The organism is Lewinella sp. W8 (assembly GCF_004375085.3).
GTDB lineage: Bacteria > Bacteroidota > Bacteroidia > Chitinophagales > Saprospiraceae > Neolewinella.
Genome location: NZ_SNAQ03000031.1, coordinates 11,329 through 28,005, shown reverse-complemented (window position 1 = coordinate 28,005; position 16,677 = coordinate 11,329). Strand labels below are relative to the sequence as shown.

The window sequence follows — 16,677 nt, the reverse complement described above, 5'->3', positions numbered from 1 at the left end:
AAGAATAACTACCCCAAGATCATGCGAATGTTTCTCTTTGCTTCCTTTCGTTCCCGTGCCATGTTGTTGGTCGCGGCCCTGTTTCTGAGCCTGAACCTTTCCGCCGGGGGCGGTATGTGGCTGCCCCTGCTGCTCGAAAACCTCAATGAGGAGGAGATGCAGGCCATGGGCATGAAAATCAGTGCCGAAGACATCTACAGCATCAACCACGGCAGTCTGAAGGACGCCATCGTCCACTTCGGTGGGTTTTGCACCGGAGAAGTCATCAGTGACCAGGGGCTGGTCCTGACCAATCACCACTGTGGCTACGGTGCCATTCAGAGCCATTCTACCCTGGAAAACAATTACCTGGAGGATGGCTTTTGGGCCCAGACCAAAGCCGACGAACGCCCGAACCCCAACCTCTTCGTGACCTTCATCGAACGCATTGAGGACGTTAGTAAAAAGGTGCTGATGGGCGTCCATGACGACACCCCGGAGAAGGACCGCCAGCAGCTCATCGCGGATAACGTTGCATCCCTGAAGGAGAACTTCCCCCTCAAAGATTACGAAGACCTCATCGTAAAACCCTTCTACGGTGGCAACCAGTACTACGCTTTCGTGACAAAAACCTACCGCGACGTGCGCCTCGTGGGCGCCCCCCCCAGCTCTATTGGCAAGTACGGCGTAGATACCGACAACTGGGAATGGCCCCGGCATACCGGCGACTTCAGCCTCTTCCGGATTTACACCGCCCCGGATGGCAGTCCGGCCGAATACAGCGCCGACAACGTGCCCATGGCCCCCAAGTATCACCTTAAGGTGAGTACGTCCGGGGTGCAGGAAGGCGACTTCTCCATGATTTTCGGATTCCCCGGTCGGACGGACCAGTACCTGCCCGCCTCGGCCCTCAAACAACGCACCGAGGTGATCAATCCCATCCGGATCGGCATGCGGGACCTCAGTCTGGCCGTCATTGATAGTGCCATGCGGGCCAACCCCCAGATAAAGATCGACTACGCCAGTAAGCAGGCCCGGATCGCGAACGCCTGGAAGAAATGGCGCGGCGAGAGTGAAGGAGTAGCGGCCGTGGACGCCGTGGCCAAACGCAAGGCCACGGAAGCGGACTTCCTGAAAAGGCTAGCGGCCAAACCCGCTGAAGAAGACTACTACGGCCCACTACTACCCCAGCTCGACGCCCTTTACGCGCGCAGTGAATCCTACGCCAAAAGCCGCGCCTACGCCGCGGAAGTGAACTACAACATCGACCTTTTCCGCATCGGCAACCGGCTGGCACGGGAACTTAAAATCGCCGAAGCCAACGGACTGGAAGCCTTTGCCCGTCGGGTACCCTCCCTGGCCGCCTACCTGGAGAGCTTTTACGCGGGCTATAACTCAAAAGTAGACATGCTGGTGGCCAAAGCACTGCTGCCGGAATACTACACCAAGGTGCCGGAAGACCACCAGAGCTTTTACGTCCGGGATCAACTGGAGTTCGCCGGTTCCATGGACCGGCTCGTAACGGACCTCTTCCAGCGGAGCTACCTCACCCGCGGCAAACGCATGATCAGCCTACTGAAGGAGAATCCGGAGAATTTCCTCAACATGCTCCGCGGAGACATGGCCTTTCAGTACATCGCCGCCTTTAACCGACACAACGAAGACAAGGTTAGCGACCCCTACAATGAGATCATGAGTCGGGTCAATCCGCTGCAGCGTAAATACATGGAGGGCTTAATTCTCTTCTTCCCCGAACGGCGCTTTTACCCCGACGCCAACAGCACCATGCGGGTCAGCTACGGGAAAGTAGAAGGCTTTACCGGACTTCAGGGGAAGACCTACCACTTCAGCACCTACATGGAAGGGGTGATCGCCAAATACAAACCCGGCGACTATGAGTTTGACCTTCCCGCCAAACTGCTGAAGCTGTACGAAGAGAAAGACTACGGCCCCTACGTCGATCAAGATGGTAAGCTGCCGGTTTGCTTCCTCGGCTCCAACCACACCACGGGGGGCAACAGTGGAAGTCCGGCCCTCAACGGAGAGGGACACCTCGTGGGACTGAACTTTGACCGGACCTGGCAAAGCACCATGAGCGACGTCAACTATGATCCGACAATTTGCCGCAACATCATGGTAGACATCCGCTACGTGCTGTTCCTCATTGACAAATTAGGGGGCGCCCCCCACCTCGTGGAAGAGATGACGCTGGTCAAATAGGTTGGTATTCCCCTCCGCATACACACCACCATCCGGAGGGGATTCCCAACCGTTTACTGGGCGAACAATCGCTGCGCCATCTGCCGTAAGACAACGGTTTTTCCTCCACATAGGGCGGAAGCACACTCGTAGGACACCGTTCCGACGATGGCCCCCGATTGGGGTTCAATCAGGGACGCCGAAAAGGAGTGAATCGTGCTGGGAGAACCCGTGTAGGAATACCGCAGGAGATAATCCGAGTCTTTTTCCTCGAACAGTTCGCGCACTACCGGCACCCGCTCACTGCGGTAAATGGTGGTGTCGCGGGCTTCGTAACGAATGTTGGTTCCGGGCACGTCGGTCACGATGGTGTTCTCCGAAATCACCTGGTAGCCTGCCTGAAGGACGGATTGTTCCAGCGTAGCGTGAATCGGATTGTTCGGGTTAACGTGAATGACCTTGATGCTGCTTCCCTGCGGGATTTTGGAGGGAACGGAATTGTAGATCGGTACCGCACATCCGGTCAGAAATACCGAAGTCATAAGGGTCAGAAGGCTCAATTGTAGTAGTCGTCGCATACCATTGGGTTTTAGGTACACGAACCTAAAAAAAGGACCTGGCCCTTTTTCTTATGGGAATGATAAGGTCGGTTAAGGTCCTGCTAAATCGGCTACTCCAGTACGGCCTCGTCACCTTCCGGACCGTCAAAGTGGATCAGCACATTATCCCCCAGGGTGGTGGAGAGGTCCAGCCCGCTGTAGGTCACGTAAATGGGCCACGCCTTGTGGCGGCGATCCACCAGTACGGCTACTTCAATTTTTTTGGGCAAAATATCCTGGAGGGGTTTCAGGGCATAGAAGAGCGTTCTGCCGGTATTGGCCACGTCGTCTACCAGCAGGATGGCCTTGCCATCCAGGTCGGCAATGTCTCCGTCCAGTTCCGCTCCCGGGTTGAGTGGATCGGCGGGGTTAATCCGCAGGCCACGCAGATGTAGGGGGGCGTCCGAGAGGGTCCGGAGCCCCGTCATCAGTCTTCGGGCCAGTTCCATACCCCGGTTATTTACCCCAATGATGTACAGCTCGTTTTCCGTGGTATTCCGTTCAAGGATTTCCATGGCCAGGCGGGTCACCTTACGCGCAATCTGATCGTGGTCCAGCAGCTTCATGGGGTGAAGATAGGAAGTCGGGGGAGTTTTTATCCTCCTCTACTACTCCTGGATTTTTTCGAGTAAGCGGCGTACCTGATCCACGATGGCCACCCTCGCCCGGCCGGCGGCCGTGCGGTTGGCTTTCCTCGTCTTGAGCCGGAATAAACTCAGGGACCGTGGCCCCAGCAAAAACTTGGTATCGGCCAGGTATTCTTTCTCGGTCGGAATTTCACTGGTGTTGGTATCCACCACCTGTTCCCACCGGGAATAAGCCTTCACGCCGGGAAGCTTGAATTCCAGGCCCTCCCACCAACCGTTGAGCAACAGCAGGTATATATCGTCCTTCACCCGACGACCACGCTCGTCGAATTCCATCATGCCTTCGCCGTTCAGCAGCATGCCCAGCCCCCGGGTGTGGGGGCTGTCCCACTCCGCCTGGGTCATTTCTTTGCCCGAAGCACTGATCCAGAGGATATCGCCCAGATCGGAATCGTGGATGGTCTGTCCACTGAAGAAGCGGCGACGATGAAAAATCAGGTTATCGCGGCGCAGACGAATGAGGTTTCGGGTAAAGGAATGCAGCAAGCGCTGGTCGTCATTCCAGTTCCAGTCAAACCAACTGATCTCGTTGTCCTGACAGTAGGCGTTGTTATTGCCCCCCTGGGTACGACCGTACTCATCTCCCATGGTGATCATCGGCACCCCCTGGCTCAGCAGCAGGGTGGCCAGGATATTTCGTTGCATCCGGGCGCGAAGGGCGTTCACTGCCGGATCGTTGGTGGGGCCTTCCACCCCACAATTCCAGCTCAGGTTATGGTCTTCTCCGTCCCGATTATCCTCGCCGTTGGCTTCGTTATGTTTCTCGTTGTAGGAGTACAGATCCCGAAGCGTAAACCCGTCGTGAGCCGTCACGAAGTTGATGCTTGCGGCGGGTCTTCGCCCGCTGAGTTCGTACAAATCCGAGCTGCCACTGAGTCGGTAGGCCAGTTCCGAAACCCCGACGTCATCCCCGCGCCAGAAGGCGCGGACGTTGTCCCGATACTTACCGTTCCATTCGGACCACAAGACCGGAAAGTTACCTACCTGATACCCACCGGGACCAACGTCCCAGGGCTCGGCGATCAACTTTACCTGACTGATGACCGGATCCTGGTGGATGGTGTCCAGGAAGGTACTCAGTCGGCCCACCTCGAACAAGCCCCGGGCCAGGGCACTGGCCAGGTCAAAGCGGAAACCGTCAACGTGCATCTCCGTGATCCAGTAGCGAAGGCTGTCCATCACCAGCTGCAGGGAGCGGGGATGCAACAGACTGGTGGTATTGCCCGTCCCCGTGTAGTCCATGTAGTACTTTTCATCCCCCTCCACCAGTCGGTAATAGGAGTTGTTGGCCAGCCCCTTCATTCCCAACATCGGGCCGAAGTGATTCCCTTCGGCGGTGTGGTTGTACACCACATCCAGGATTACCTCCAGGCCGGCCTTGTGGTAGGCCTTCACCATGTCCTTAAATTCCCGCACCTGCTCTCCGGCGTGGCCGGCCGCCGCGTAGTCGGCGTGGGGCGCGAAGAAGCTCTGGCTGTTGTATCCCCAGTAATTCCGCAGGCCCATGTTCACCAGTCGCTCATCCTGCACGAAGTGATGCACGGGCATCAGTTCAATGGCCGTGATGCCCAGGTTTTTCAGGTATTCGATGATTGCCGGATGGGCCAGTCCGGCGTAAGTACCCCGGAGTTCCTCCGGGAGATCGGGGTGCAACTGCGTCAATCCCTTCACGTGGGCCTCGTAAATCACGGTCTGGTGCATGGGGATTTCGGGATGCTCATCGCCCTCCCAGTCATAGCTCGTATCAATCACCACGCCCTTGGTGATGTAGGGCCCGGAATCCTGCTCGTCCATCTTCAGGAACCGGTTCGGGTCAGGATCCTTGATGGGATAGGGAAACATGGCTTCGTGCCAGTCAATCGTTCCGTCAATGGCCTTGGTGTAGGGATCGATGAGGAGCTTGTTCGGGTTAAAGAGCATCCCCCGCTCCGGGTTCCACTCGCCGTGGGCGCGAAATCCGTACCGCCAGCCGGCCTTCAGCTTCGGGATGAAACAGTGCCAGACCATGTCCGTTTGTTCCATCATCCGAATCCGGTACACCTCCCGTTCCGGGGCTTCCTCATGGAATAGGCACAGGTCTACCCGGGTGGCGCGTTCACTGAAGACCGCAAAGTTTACTCCTTTGGGGGAATAGGTCGCGCCTAGCGGGTAGGGCCGACCCGGCCAGACTTCCAGGTCTCCAAAATCTCCGTAGGGGCGGGTAGCCTGTTCGTCACAAATCGGGGCGTAAACACTCATATTATTCAGCAAGCTTAGGGAAGGGTGATGGTGGGCGTCCTATCCAAACCCGGTAAACGGAAGAAGGTTGGCTAAATAGGGTGTCCATCTGCAGGCAAGCCTAATCCTCCCGACTACGAGTAATCCATTAGGCGATTCTTTTTGTGGCCCCAGCGGGCGGGATGCCAGGTGGGTCGGTCGTGCCGTCATCCTTGGTGCTGCGGCTAAACGTACGCTAGCGATGCTGATCGATCAGAATCACGTTCCCATCCGGGTCCGTCACCGTAAAGCTGGCCGGTCCGGAGGTACCCGTTTCGATGGCCTCCCCCGTATCCATTCCGGCGGCGGAAAGTTTCCGCTGAATCTCCCGAACGTCCTCAAAGACGTCAAGATCATTCGCGTCCTGATCCCAGCCCGGATTGAAAGTCAGTATATTACCCTCAAACATCCCCTGAAAAAGCCCGATGATGGCATCCTCATTTTTCAGGATGAGATAATTCCGCTCAGGATCTCCTCCCATGACTTCAAATCCGAGGTGTTCGTAAAATTTTTGGGAGGTAGCGAGGTCCTTTACGCTTAAGCTGACGGAAAAGGTTCCTAGTTTCATGGGTACTTGTTTTGTACCCTTTAAGGTAAGCTACTTTACCGGATTAGCGCTTGTCCGCCAGTACCACAATGCCATCGGCACCAGAATATGGGGTAGGCGGATGATGGTGGCGGGGATCCACTGACTCAACAAAGTATCCAGGGGCACTAGGGTGCTGTAGCTCCAGATGCGGGCCAGCGTGGTCAGGATCGCCCAGGGAATGATCCAGTAAAGACTAAGCCTCTGGGCCTTCTCGTTGGGCAAAATAAGGAGCAGCGCCGCCAGAAAGTCGAGCACCCCCACCAGCAACAACAAATTTCTGGCCACTTGCTCCCCTACCCCCAGGCCCGATTGCGTCATTAAAATGAAGTGGCCGGGAACGGGATGAACGCCGGCAGCGTATAGTCCGTGCCCCAAAAAGGTCAGAGCCACCGCCCAGCGAATGGCGGTGCGAACTGCCCCGTTGGACCTTCCCCGGAAAAAATACCACCACAGCAGGGGGGCACCCGCCCGCAGGGAATACTCCATCAGGTGGCCGATTTGCCAGAAGTGATCTTTCCACAGCAACAACTGCTGCAGGACAAGAAAGACCGTGGCGGCCACCACGGCAACGCGCAAAATTTTCGGTCGGTTCGTCAGGGCCATGGTCCCACCGGCCAGACAGCAGATTACCCCGATGATTTTGCCAACTAGGTTGATGTTTTGATCAATGACTGGACTGGTGACCCATTCCGTCCACTCGTAGCCCAATGCTTCCGCCACCGGAGTCCACCAGGCAGCGTCCCACAACAGAACGCGCAACGGCAGGTCGTGAAACAGCCCCACGAGGCCCAGGCCCAGGGCGGCGGCTACCGCCGCCGCACGGAGCAAGAAGCTAGTATGACGAAGCTTAGTAGGTTCCACTCGCCAACATTACCAGCGTACAGCCCAGAATGGGTTCAATATCGTGGGTACGGGCCAGGCGCATCAATTCCGGGTTTTCGGTGCCGGGGTTGAAGATGATCCGGCGCGGCTTGAGCTCCAGGAGGTAGTCGTAGTATGCCGGCTGATGCTTCGGCCCAACGTAAAGGACCACCGTGTCCACGTTCTTTACTTGCGGGCGCCCCTGCTGTATGGGGACCCCAAACACTTCTCCGTGCTTGATCCCCACCGGTACGATCTTGTGGCCATGCTGGGTCAACCGCTGAGCGGCCAGGTAGGCATAGCGATTGGGGTTAGGAGTAGCACCAAGAATCAAAGTAGACATACACACGGGATTATGCAATAGGAATGCGCAGCACGGGCCTTTGGTTTGCCCAATTATCGGGCAATTGTCCGCGAACCGTAACGGATATCTATCTTCCTCCATTAAGGCACGAATCCATCATTAAATCCTCTTATGCGACTACTTTCCCTTTTTGCCCTCCTTCTATTTTTTGCCTGTGAAAATTCCGCGGCCCCCGCCGCAGACGCTCCTCCTCAGGAAAACACCGCCCAGGCCTCTACTCCACCCACCACCGAAACGACGGGGGATCCGATTCCCGGGCAATCCATTTCTGACATCCTGCCGGCCGCCACCATGGCCGAACTGCTCGACTGCTCATCCGACGTGAATGCCGGAGACCGTAACCGGGACGATAGCAAGTCTTGTTCCTACACCTGTACGAGTCCGTTCAAGATGTGCGTAATTACCCTTCGGTGGAGTAAAGACGGTCAAAATTTTGACCAGTCTGACCTGGCCACCAACCCCAGTTTTGAAACCGTCTCCGTGGCAGGTGCCGACGAAGCCTATCTGCAATCCGCCCAGAATCGCCTTAACCTCAGTGCCGGCAACCTCGCCATTCAGGTCAACCTCGCCGGACAAACAAAGGAAGAAGCTATTCGCATTGCCGAAGCCTTCCTGAAGGCACTCCCCTAAGCGAGCACCCGTCGGGTCAATTTCTGTCCTCCGTAACCGGACGGGAATTGGCCCGACAAACTTCCCATCCTAGCGGGTCCAGATCGCCTGAACCAGGCTAACCACCCCCGAGATCAGCATTTCAATACCAATGCTCATAACCAGGAAGCCCATAATGCGGCTCAGGGCCGCCAGACCACCACGCCCCAGCAGGCGGAACAAGACCGGGGCAAAGTGAAGCACCAGCCAGATCAGTACGGCCATCATGGCGATTACTCCAACGATCAGTCCCCGCCGGTCCCAGGTACTTTGCTCAGCAAATAACCCGATCAGCAAAGAGATACTGCCTGGTCCGGAAAGCATGGGCATGGCCATTGGCGTAAAGCTGATATCTTCACTGACCGAAGCCTCTTCTTCAATATCGTCGGTGACCCGGCGTTCCTTGAACTTACTGTTCAGAAGGCCATAACCGCTGTTCACGATGATCAGTCCCCCGGCAATGCGCAAAGCATTCAGGCTAATGCCAAAGAACTCCAGGATCCACGTCCCCGCAAAAAAGAATACGACGAGAATCAGCATAAACCACAGCGCCGTTTTGCGGGCCATCTGCTCGCGCCACGGTCGTGGATGATCACTCGTCAGGGTAAGGTACATGGGCACTGCTCCCAGTGGGTTAACCACCGAAAAAAGCGAGCCAAGCGTAGCAAAGAAAAATCCGATCATTGCGGTCAAATTTCAGTATTCCTCCTCCAGTATGATTGGAGAATACGCTGGCAAACACCCTGCCCCCCACCAAAAGTTTTATCCGTGAGAAAAAGATTTTCGGGCCGCTTGCTGATTATCAAAATTGCGGCCTTACCGTAGACTTTCCGGCCCCCTTCGGATTGCTATCTTTGCGGGCCAATTCATTCTCCATGCCAGCCTCCATCACGACTGACATTGAACGGGCAGCGGCCGTCCTCCGGGCGGGTGGCCTCGTTGCTATACCCACCGAAACCGTCTACGGTTTGGCGGGAAACGCCATGAATGAAGGGGCCGTTACCGGAATTTTTGCCGCCAAAAATCGCCCCAGCTTCGATCCGCTGATCATTCACCAGAGCAGCCCCGATCGCATCCTGGCCTACGCTTCGGAAGTCCCTCCCGACGCGGAGGCGCTCGCCGGGGCCTACTGGCCCGGACCATTAACCCTGGTCCTCCCCAAAAAACCTGCGGTTTCTGATCTGGTGTCGGCCGGACTCCCCACCGTTGCCCTCCGGGTACCGGCACATCCGCTTACCCGTGAGTTGCTGCGCCGCCTTGATTTCCCGCTCGCTGCACCCAGTGCCAACCCCTTCGGCTTCGTCAGCCCCGTTACCGCCCAACACGTAGCGGACCAACTCGCGGATAAAATTGATCTTATCCTTGACGGTGGTCCCTGCCGGGTAGGATTAGAGAGCACCATCGTGGGGTTTCCGGACGGGAAAGCCACCATCCTGAGAAAGGGTGGACTTCCCGTAGAAGACATCGAATCCACGCTCGGACATCCCGTGGCCGTACAAACTCACAGCAGCAGCAAGCCGCTGGCTCCGGGCATGCTCAGTCGGCACTATTCTCCGGGAGTTCGCATGACTATCTTAGAAAAGACCTGCACCGCCGACCAATTGGCGGCCATGGACGCCGTGATCGTTTTCGCCGAAAAGAAAAAGCCCGAAACCTCAGATGGCGGAACTTCGCCAGTTTACTACGACCTGTCGCCCTCGGGAGATTTAGCCGAAGCAGCTCGGCAACTTTTCCCTACTTTGCGGAAAATTGGTCAACAACAATACGACCAGGTAGGTGTCTTTTTACTCCCGGAGCGGGGGCTGGGCCGGGCGATAAACGATCGCCTCCGTCGGGCCGCCGCCACATAATTATTTTACTTCCAGCCAACATGCTGGCGATGGTTACGTTAATCACATTCGTAAGCTCAATGACAACTATGCGTTCTTTCCTGATGCTCCTCCTTGCTTCTCTGCTAATAACTGCCTGCGGTGACGATACGCCCGCCGCGGAACCCGCCCAGTTGGAAGGCAACTGGGAATTGGTGCGCGGTCTGCGTAACAATATGGAAACCGAAACGCTGAGCGACCTTGAGTTTGTCTTTGGAGAAGACGGTAGTTTCTTTACTAACCTGCTGGGCAACGCCCAGACGGGGACCTACGAAGTGGATGGCCCCTCCATCACTACTGCGGGCGTCAAACTCCCCCTCACCTACAACGTGCGGGAACTGACGGACAGCACTTTGATTCTCCGGACTACCTACCAGAACTTCCAGTTCGACTTCGAACTGAAACGTGGGGAAGAACAAGGGCATTCCACCGAGGGGTGGAAAACCCGGGACTAATCGCGCCTATACCGTTTGGGAGGTTTTCCTAGCGAAGGAAGAAAGCCTGCAAATCGCCCACCGTTTCAATCTGAGCGGTTTCCTCTTCCGTGAGGTAGTACTCAAGATTTCGCTCAAGGCTGGCAATCAGCAACTCAACGTCCATCGCATCCAGGAACAAATCCTCTTTGAGTCGGGTAAAGGCCTGCAGGCGATTACCGGGGATACGAAGTTCCGTAGAAAGGTTGTTCATCAGGGCAGTGGCCCGGGGATGTTCGAGGGTAGCGGTGAAAGGCATGGAACTGGTCATGGGGAAAAAGGTAAAATCAGAAACAATATCCTTTAGCGAATATTCGCTGGAAAGAACGATGTCAGTACTAAAAGCGTTGCCTGACGGGTAAATTTTTGAGCACTTTTTTTTAAAATACGCGAAAAATTCACCCTCAGCCAGGACTGATGGCGCGTCTGGTAACTAGGTGGTTCTACGAAAATCGATTATCCGGTGCCCTTGTTCCTCCCTTAGCATTGCCCTAAAATTTCTGCCCCAACAAAAAATCCCCTCGCAGCAATATCTTTGCCTGCCGTTAAAAATACCCCGATGAGCGAATATTCAGGCCTTCAGCGCCGCACTCCCCGCCGCTGGCACAACAATGTCTTCGGAGAAAATAGCTGGACCATGTTCAAGGTCATCAGCGAATTCGTGGAAGGTTTTGAAATCATGAACCGCACGGGCCCCTGCGTCTCCATCTTCGGTTCCGCCCGGACCGATCCGGACCACCCCTACTACAAAGCGGCCACCGCCATCGGACAGCTCCTCGTCAGGGAAGGCTATGGCATCATCACCGGGGGAGGCCCCGGAATCATGGAAGCCGGTAACCGGGGGGCACGTTTGGAAAAAGGCGCCAGCATTGGCCTGAACATCGACCTGCCCTTCGAGCAGGGCAGCAACCCCTACGTGGACCGGGATAAGGACATCAACTTCAACTACTTCTTTGTCCGCAAGGTCATGTTCGTGAAGTACGCCCAGGCCTTTGTCGCCTGCCCGGGAGGTTTCGGTACAATGGACGAGCTCTTTGAAGTACTCACCCTCATCCAAACGAAAAAAATCAGTCCGGTCCCCGTCATTCTGGTGGGAACCGAATACTGGTCCGGCCTCCGCGACTGGATTGTCCAAACCATGGCGGAAAAGGAGAAAACCATCAGCCCCGGCGACGTCGACCTCATGCCCATCGTCGATACCCCCGAGGAAGTACTGGCCATCATCCGGGACTTCTACGACGTGAAGGGACACGTATTGGAGCCCAACTATAAATTGTAAAGCCCTTTCAAACCGTCGTACAAAGGGTGCAGGTTGGAGGACCTTAGTAATAGCAGGTGAGGCTAAAAAGCTTCGGTGGGTATCGGAGTGAGGATATGAAGAAAATTCTTGCTGAGGATTAAGGTTTATGCAGTAGCGCCGGATTTATCCGGCGAAAGGTATGCCCCAAAGGCTGTAGTTGTCGCCACTGGAAAAACTTGCGATTTTCTGGGTAACTACTCACCACTGGCTCCTTTCCAAATGGACTTGGCATCCCGGCTAAGCACGAGGATTCCGCTTCGCTACTCCTGCACGTCGTTGCATTTTCTCAAAAATCAGCGATCCCGACGAGCTAAACGGAACTCGGGACCGTTCCCCGCAATAGATTAACGCGCCCCAAAAAGTAGGCTCCGGAGGAGTCGATTTAAGGGAGCCCCCAAATCCCTGGACCTTGGTACCTTAGCCACCCGCAACACCTTGCCCCCGAAAATGAAATTCTTTCTTCGCCTCCCCTCCTTACTGCTCTCGCTCATAACTTTTGGACTATCCGGATGCTGGTTACTCCTGGGACTTGGAATAGGCATCGTCGACACCATCAATGGAGAATCGAGTTACATTGAGAGCGATTCGTTCATTGAGATCTTTTTTCTTCTGTACTGCATCGGGGTCATTTGCCATCGTTTATGGCTGTTGTCGGGCCTGCACTACTTACCCAAAATTCAATCCTTTTCACCGTCTCCCTGGACCATCTTCGGAAAGGTCATGCTCATCTTTAATCTTCTATTTTTCCTCCTGGTTCTCTACTTTATCATCGATTCCCTAGCGGTAACGGAAAGCATTCAGATAAATGAGTCCGAGAGCTTAGCGTCCGACCAAAGGGACGTGGTTGCCATGGGTTTACTTTTGGCGGTTTACCCCATGGCCAGCCTGATTGGAATTGCTACGCACGCTTATACCCTAACGCAAACGGAAGGGAAGGTTACCATGCGCCGAAGCCCCTGGTGGTCGACCTTTATCCTGGGACTAATTTGGCCAATCGGCATTACCTTTCTACAGTCCAGAATCAAAAGAATTCTGGCCGGTCCGGGGCGCAGGGAAACCTTCTCTCACCTGGTGGATTAAGGCCGTCGGCGTAGGTCACTACTCCAATGGCCCCACCCCTTGGGTTGTCTAAGCCGGCTGTAGTATATTTTCCAGAGATGCCGTTTGGCGGGCTGAGCGAAACTCAATTGGGTTCCCCCAGTCCCGTTCTTTGGCGTCCGTAAAAAACACACAAAGCACTCCGGCCCTACGCCATCAATTTCGTACCTTCGCGGCCCCAATTACAATAACCACCCATGGAAAAGCAATCCTTTCGGGCCGGTGTTCTGCACGGCGATGAAGTAACCGAACTCTTCAATTACGCAAACGCGAACAACTTCGCCATCCCGGCCGTCAACGTGACGAGCAGTAGCACCGTCAACGCGGTGCTGGAAACCGCCAAAGCCCTCAACAGCCCCGTCATCATTCAGTTCTCCAACGGCGGCGCGCAGTTTTTTGCCGGCAAGGGGCTCGGAAATGACGACCAGAAAGGTGCCATCGTGGGTGGCCTGAGCGGTGCCATGCACGTACATACCATGGCCGAAGCTTACGGCGTTCCCGTCATTCTGCACACCGACCACTGCGCCAAGAAATTGTTACCCTGGATCGACGGGCTCCTGGAGGCCGGCGAGAAGTTCTACGCCAAGCGGGGCTTCCCCCTCTATTCCAGCCACATGCTGGACCTCAGTGAAGAACCCCTGGAGGAAAACCTTGACATCAGCGCCAAGTATTTCGAGCGGATGGCCAAGATCGGCATGACCATCGAAATTGAACTCGGGGTAACCGGTGGAGAGGAAGACGGCGTGGACAACACCGACGTAGACAGCAGCCGCCTGTACACGCAGCCCGAGGAAGTTTTCGAAAGCTACCAGCGCCTGAGCAAGATCAGCGATCGTTTCACCATCGCCGCAGCCTTCGGTAACGTGCACGGGGTTTACAAACCCGGTAACGTAGAGCTGCGCCCCGTCATTCTGAAGAACAGCCAGGAATACCTGAAGGAGAAACTGAATCTCGATAACGACAACCCCATCAACTTCGTCTTCCACGGCGGTTCCGGTTCCAGCCAGGAAGAGATTCGGGAAGCCATTGAATACGGTGCCATCAAGATGAACATCGATACCGATCTTCAGTGGGCTTACTGGGACGGCGTACGCAAGTACGAAGCGGAGAAAAAGGATTACCTGCAGGCCCAGATCGGCAACCCCGACGGCGACGACAAGCCCAACAAGAAAAACTACGACCCGCGGGTCTGGATCCGCAAGGCCGAACAGAGCTTCAGCGAGCGCCTGAAGCAGGCCTTCGAGGACCTGAACTGCGTGGACGTACTGGGGTAATCCTAGCACGCTAACACGCACAAATTAAAAAAGCCCGGACCGACTGGTCCGGGCTTTTTTATTTGATAAATTTAGTCTTCGGTGGCTTCAAGCGCTTCCACCAATTCTGCCTTATTCATTTCGGAACGCCCTTCAATGTCGGCATCCTGCGCCATTTGGTATAGCTCTTCTTTGGTTTTTTCCTCGAGTTCTTCGACCGCTTCGTAGGCCTCGATGATGGCGGATTTGAGGGCCGCTTTATCCATCGTTGACCGCCCCTCTACCTCAAGTTCCTGGGCCCGATCGTACAGTTCCTCCTTCGTAAGGCCATCCGATCCGTCAATCGCTTCGATCTCGATCATAGCCCGCCGGACCACGTCCGGCCATTCGGCGACCTGTTCTCCGCGGTCATCCGTCCGGTCCTTGGTTTTATTGGCGGCCTTTCGAGCATCTTCCGTCAGCAGCGCCCAGGCATCACGGGGGAGATAGCGGGCCATACCTTCGGCGCCGGCGGCGCCGGCCTCACCGTCGCTGGTCTGCCATTCCTGCTCGGTCCACTCCTCCAGGGACTTGGCGGCCTCGTCCTTTTTGTCCTTCTTGTATCCCCCACCCCGTTTCTCGTACTCCTGCACGAGCATTTGGCTCTTTCGGGCCGACCACTGTCCGGGTTTCCCGCCCTTGTCGGACTGCATCAACTCCTCCTTAATCTCTCTACGTAGTTCGGGTTTGGTATACTTATCTTCGTAATTATCGTCCGCCATGGGTTTTCTCCTGAAACCCATGGGTCTTTCTTCGGGTTCGTTTCCATTTGTTGATTGGCATGGGGCATTTTGACTATCTTGCTTCCGAGTGCATTACCAGACACCCAAAGCAAGTTCGATCAAATACCCCCTACGTACATGCCTGCATTCATCGGTGAGATCATCGGCACCTTTCTCCTCATTCTCCTCGGTAACGGCGTAGTCGCCAACGTTCTCCTCAAAGACACCAAGGGAAACAATTCCGGCTGGATCGTCATCACCATCGGCTGGGCCATGGCCGTTTTCGTGGCGGTGTTTGTCTCGGCGGACGCCTCCGGAGCCCACCTGAACCCCGCCGTTACCCTCGGCCTGGCCCTGGCGGGCAAGTTCGACTGGGTCCTCGTGCCGGGGTACATCGTCGCCCAGATGATCGGCGCCATCCTGGGCGCTACTGCAGTTTGGCTTACTTACCAAAACCATTATGAGGTGGAACCTGATGCCGATAGCATCCGAGCGACCTTCTGCAATACCCCCGCCATCCGCAGTACCTTCAACAACATCCTCACGGAGGTCATCGGCACCTTCGTTCTGGTCTTTGCCGTCCTGTACATCACGGGGCCGGAATTCGGGGGCACTCCCGGCAAACTCGGCGCCCTGGACGCCCTGCCGGTAGCCTTCGTCGTGCTGGGCGTGGGTCTTTCCCTGGGTGGCCCCACCGGCTACGCCATCAACCCCGCCCGCGACCTGGGGCCGCGCATCGCCCATGCCCTACTTCCCATCAGGAACAAGGGCGGCAACGATTGGGGATACTCCTGGATTCCGGTCGTAGGACCGAGCATCGGGGGATTGCTGGCGGCGGGAATTTGGCTGGTGTTGGAGAGTGGCGGATTGTAGTATTTAGTCAAATGTTGATCTAAATCCCGCATTCTCCGTTACCCCTTCATGCCATCCAAAAAGCCCATTAAGCCCGGTCCCGGACAGGAATCCGTTTGGGATTACCCCCGCCCTCCGGCCCTGGAGCCGGTTCCGGAAACCATCACGGTGATGTTCAACGGTCAGCAGGTGGCCCGCACTACGCGGGCGTACAGGGTGCTGGAAACCAGTCACCCACCGGTATACTACCTCCCGCCGGAAGACATTTTGGAAGGGGCCCTGGTTCCCCGGACCGGCAGCAGCTTCTGCGAATGGAAAGGCAAGGCCCGGTACTTCGATCTGGTCGTTGACGGAAAAATCAGTCCGGGGGCCGCCTGGGCCTACGATACGCCCAGTACGAGATTTGCCCCCATTGCCGGATACATAGCCTTTTACCCCAGTAAGATCGACGCCGGATACGTCAACGAAGAGCAGGTCCGCGCCCAGGCCGGAGACTTCTACGGCGGCTGGATTACCGATAAGATTGTTGGTCCCTTCAAAGGGGAAGCGGGAACGTGGGGGTGGTAAACTACATCGTCCCCGGTCGAGGAGCTCCGCTCCGAGCTACCACAGATCAGCAGGAACTCGTTACCCCCTCAGACTAGAAGTCCTCGACCGGCGGAAGCCAGAACGTGGGGGTGGTAAACTGGTGACTGGTGGCTAGGTGATAAGGTACTCACTCGTCGTCACGCCAAACTGCCCCCCCGGTCGAGGAGCTCCGCTCCGAGCTACCACAGATCAGCAGGATCTCATTACCCCCCTCGGACTAGAAGTCCTCGACCGGCGGAAGCCAGAACGTGGGGGTGGTAAACTGGTGACTGGTGGCTAGGTGATAAGGTACTCACTCGTCGTCACGCCAAACTGCCCCCCCGGTCGAGGAGCTCCGCTCCG

Annotated in this window: 18 protein-coding genes; 9 read left to right on the top strand and 9 right to left on the bottom strand. The window is 56.1% G+C overall.

The window, feature by feature from the left end; translation table 11 throughout:
* Positions 1-60: 60 nt before the first annotated feature.
* Positions 61-2,199 carry a S46 family peptidase gene (locus tag E1J53_RS23060; RefSeq protein WP_134274786.1) on the top strand — a complete coding sequence of 713 codons (2,139 nt, stop codon included), beginning with the start codon at positions 61-63 and terminating at the stop codon, positions 2,197-2,199.
* Positions 2,200-2,252: 53 nt separating this feature from the next.
* Here the strand turns inward: E1J53_RS23060 and E1J53_RS23055 are convergent, their stop codons facing one another.
* The 6 genes from E1J53_RS23055 to E1J53_RS23030 form a co-directional block, all read right to left on the bottom strand.
* The gene (locus tag E1J53_RS23055) at positions 2,253-2,756 is read right to left on the bottom strand and encodes a hypothetical protein (RefSeq protein ID WP_134274770.1); all 504 of its coding nucleotides are present in this window, start codon (positions 2,754-2,756) and stop codon (positions 2,253-2,255) included.
* Between the two features lie 92 nt (positions 2,757-2,848).
* Positions 2,849-3,343 (bottom strand): phosphoribosyltransferase family protein, encoded by a 495-nt coding sequence (locus E1J53_RS23050; RefSeq protein WP_134274771.1) that lies wholly within the window; start codon positions 3,341-3,343, stop codon positions 2,849-2,851.
* A gap of 42 nt (positions 3,344-3,385) precedes the next feature.
* Positions 3,386-5,662, bottom strand: a complete 2,277-nt coding sequence (gene glgX, locus E1J53_RS23045; protein ID WP_134274772.1) for a glycogen debranching protein GlgX — start codon at positions 5,660-5,662, stop codon at positions 3,386-3,388.
* Positions 5,663-5,876: 214 nt separating this feature from the next.
* Positions 5,877-6,248: a VOC family protein gene (locus E1J53_RS23040; RefSeq protein ID WP_134274773.1), complete on the bottom strand. Its 372-nt coding sequence runs from the start codon at positions 6,246-6,248 to the stop codon at positions 5,877-5,879.
* Positions 6,249-6,278: 30 nt separating this feature from the next.
* Positions 6,279-7,130, bottom strand: coding sequence for a hypothetical protein (locus E1J53_RS23035; protein ID WP_134274774.1), 852 nt, complete (start codon positions 7,128-7,130; stop codon positions 6,279-6,281).
* Positions 7,117-7,473, bottom strand: coding sequence for a CoA-binding protein (locus E1J53_RS23030; RefSeq protein WP_134274775.1), 357 nt, complete (start codon positions 7,471-7,473; stop codon positions 7,117-7,119). The genes E1J53_RS23035 and E1J53_RS23030 overlap by 14 nt, the downstream gene beginning before the upstream one ends.
* Positions 7,474-7,605: 132 nt before the next feature.
* Between E1J53_RS23030 and E1J53_RS23025 the strand changes: the two genes are divergently transcribed.
* Positions 7,606-8,124, top strand: a complete 519-nt coding sequence (locus E1J53_RS23025) for a hypothetical protein (protein ID WP_134274776.1) — start codon at positions 7,606-7,608, stop codon at positions 8,122-8,124.
* A 69-nt stretch (positions 8,125-8,193) separates the two neighbouring features.
* Here the strand turns inward: E1J53_RS23025 and E1J53_RS23020 are convergent, their stop codons facing one another.
* Positions 8,194-8,826, bottom strand: coding sequence for a MarC family protein (locus E1J53_RS23020; RefSeq protein WP_134274777.1), 633 nt, complete (start codon positions 8,824-8,826; stop codon positions 8,194-8,196).
* A 191-nt stretch (positions 8,827-9,017) separates the two neighbouring features.
* On the opposite strand from E1J53_RS23020, the gene E1J53_RS23015 reads away from it, so the two are divergent.
* Both E1J53_RS23015 and E1J53_RS23010 read left to right on the top strand, forming a co-directional pair.
* A complete protein-coding gene (locus E1J53_RS23015) occupies positions 9,018-9,992 on the top strand; it encodes an L-threonylcarbamoyladenylate synthase (RefSeq protein ID WP_134274778.1) in 975 nt (324 codons plus the stop codon).
* A gap of 68 nt (positions 9,993-10,060) precedes the next feature.
* Complete coding sequence (locus tag E1J53_RS23010) at positions 10,061-10,465, top strand: hypothetical protein (RefSeq protein ID WP_134274779.1); 405 nt, start codon at positions 10,061-10,063, stop codon at positions 10,463-10,465.
* A 28-nt stretch (positions 10,466-10,493) separates the two neighbouring features.
* Here the strand turns inward: E1J53_RS23010 and E1J53_RS23005 are convergent, their stop codons facing one another.
* A complete protein-coding gene (locus tag E1J53_RS23005) occupies positions 10,494-10,754 on the bottom strand; it encodes a hypothetical protein (RefSeq protein ID WP_134274780.1) in 261 nt (86 codons plus the stop codon).
* A 366-nt stretch (positions 10,755-11,120) separates the two neighbouring features.
* Here E1J53_RS23005 and E1J53_RS23000 point away from each other — a divergent pair, with 366 nt between their 5' ends.
* From E1J53_RS23000 to fbaA, 3 genes are all read left to right on the top strand, one after another.
* Entirely contained in the window at positions 11,121-11,762 is a 642-nt protein-coding gene (locus E1J53_RS23000; RefSeq protein WP_368671772.1) for a TIGR00730 family Rossman fold protein, read from the top strand.
* Positions 11,763-12,230: 468 nt separating this feature from the next.
* The gene (locus E1J53_RS22995; RefSeq protein WP_134274782.1) at positions 12,231-12,863 is read left to right on the top strand and encodes a hypothetical protein; all 633 of its coding nucleotides are present in this window, start codon (positions 12,231-12,233) and stop codon (positions 12,861-12,863) included.
* 215 nt (positions 12,864-13,078) lie between these two features.
* Positions 13,079-14,155, top strand: a complete 1,077-nt coding sequence (gene fbaA, locus E1J53_RS22990; protein WP_134274783.1) for a class II fructose-bisphosphate aldolase — start codon at positions 13,079-13,081, stop codon at positions 14,153-14,155.
* A gap of 71 nt (positions 14,156-14,226) precedes the next feature.
* On the opposite strand, the gene E1J53_RS24030 is transcribed toward fbaA, so the two are convergent.
* Complete coding sequence (locus E1J53_RS24030; RefSeq protein WP_173021614.1) at positions 14,227-14,895, bottom strand: Rho termination factor N-terminal domain-containing protein; 669 nt, start codon at positions 14,893-14,895, stop codon at positions 14,227-14,229.
* A 138-nt stretch (positions 14,896-15,033) separates the two neighbouring features.
* Between E1J53_RS24030 and E1J53_RS22975 the strand changes: the two genes are divergently transcribed.
* A complete protein-coding gene (locus E1J53_RS22975) occupies positions 15,034-15,768 on the top strand; it encodes an MIP/aquaporin family protein (RefSeq protein ID WP_134274784.1) in 735 nt (244 codons plus the stop codon).
* A 48-nt stretch (positions 15,769-15,816) separates the two neighbouring features.
* Positions 15,817-16,314, top strand: a complete 498-nt coding sequence (locus E1J53_RS22970; RefSeq protein WP_134274785.1) for a DUF427 domain-containing protein — start codon at positions 15,817-15,819, stop codon at positions 16,312-16,314.
* Positions 16,315-16,677: the final 363 nt, after the last annotated feature.

What these genes read in the sequence shown, in the direction of transcription:
- E1J53_RS23060 (WP_134274786.1), top strand. Translation starts at nt 61, where the DNA reads ATGTTGTTGGTCGCGGCCCTGTTTCTGAGCCTGAACCTTTCCGCCGGG.
- E1J53_RS23055 (WP_134274770.1), bottom strand. Translation starts at nt 2,756, where the DNA reads ATGCGACGACTACTACAATTGAGCCTTCTGACCCTTATGACTTCGGTA.
- E1J53_RS23050 (WP_134274771.1), bottom strand. Translation starts at nt 3,343, where the DNA reads ATGAAGCTGCTGGACCACGATCAGATTGCGCGTAAGGTGACCCGCCTG.
- glgX (WP_134274772.1), bottom strand. Translation starts at nt 5,662, where the DNA reads ATGAGTGTTTACGCCCCGATTTGTGACGAACAGGCTACCCGCCCCTAC.
- E1J53_RS23040 (WP_134274773.1), bottom strand. Translation starts at nt 6,248, where the DNA reads ATGAAACTAGGAACCTTTTCCGTCAGCTTAAGCGTAAAGGACCTCGCT.
- E1J53_RS23030 (WP_134274775.1), bottom strand. Translation starts at nt 7,473, where the DNA reads ATGTCTACTTTGATTCTTGGTGCTACTCCTAACCCCAATCGCTATGCC.
- E1J53_RS23025 (WP_134274776.1), top strand. Translation starts at nt 7,606, where the DNA reads ATGCGACTACTTTCCCTTTTTGCCCTCCTTCTATTTTTTGCCTGTGAA.
- E1J53_RS23020 (WP_134274777.1), bottom strand. Translation starts at nt 8,826, where the DNA reads ATGATCGGATTTTTCTTTGCTACGCTTGGCTCGCTTTTTTCGGTGGTT.
- E1J53_RS23015 (WP_134274778.1), top strand. Translation starts at nt 9,018, where the DNA reads ATGCCAGCCTCCATCACGACTGACATTGAACGGGCAGCGGCCGTCCTC.
- E1J53_RS23010 (WP_134274779.1), top strand. Translation starts at nt 10,061, where the DNA reads ATGCGTTCTTTCCTGATGCTCCTCCTTGCTTCTCTGCTAATAACTGCC.
- E1J53_RS23005 (WP_134274780.1), bottom strand. Translation starts at nt 10,754, where the DNA reads ATGACCAGTTCCATGCCTTTCACCGCTACCCTCGAACATCCCCGGGCC.
- E1J53_RS23000 (WP_368671772.1), top strand. Translation starts at nt 11,121, where the DNA reads ATGTTCAAGGTCATCAGCGAATTCGTGGAAGGTTTTGAAATCATGAAC.
- E1J53_RS22995 (WP_134274782.1), top strand. Translation starts at nt 12,231, where the DNA reads ATGAAATTCTTTCTTCGCCTCCCCTCCTTACTGCTCTCGCTCATAACT.
- fbaA (WP_134274783.1), top strand. Translation starts at nt 13,079, where the DNA reads ATGGAAAAGCAATCCTTTCGGGCCGGTGTTCTGCACGGCGATGAAGTA.
- E1J53_RS24030 (WP_173021614.1), bottom strand. Translation starts at nt 14,895, where the DNA reads ATGGCGGACGATAATTACGAAGATAAGTATACCAAACCCGAACTACGT.
- E1J53_RS22975 (WP_134274784.1), top strand. Translation starts at nt 15,034, where the DNA reads ATGCCTGCATTCATCGGTGAGATCATCGGCACCTTTCTCCTCATTCTC.
- E1J53_RS22970 (WP_134274785.1), top strand. Translation starts at nt 15,817, where the DNA reads ATGCCATCCAAAAAGCCCATTAAGCCCGGTCCCGGACAGGAATCCGTT.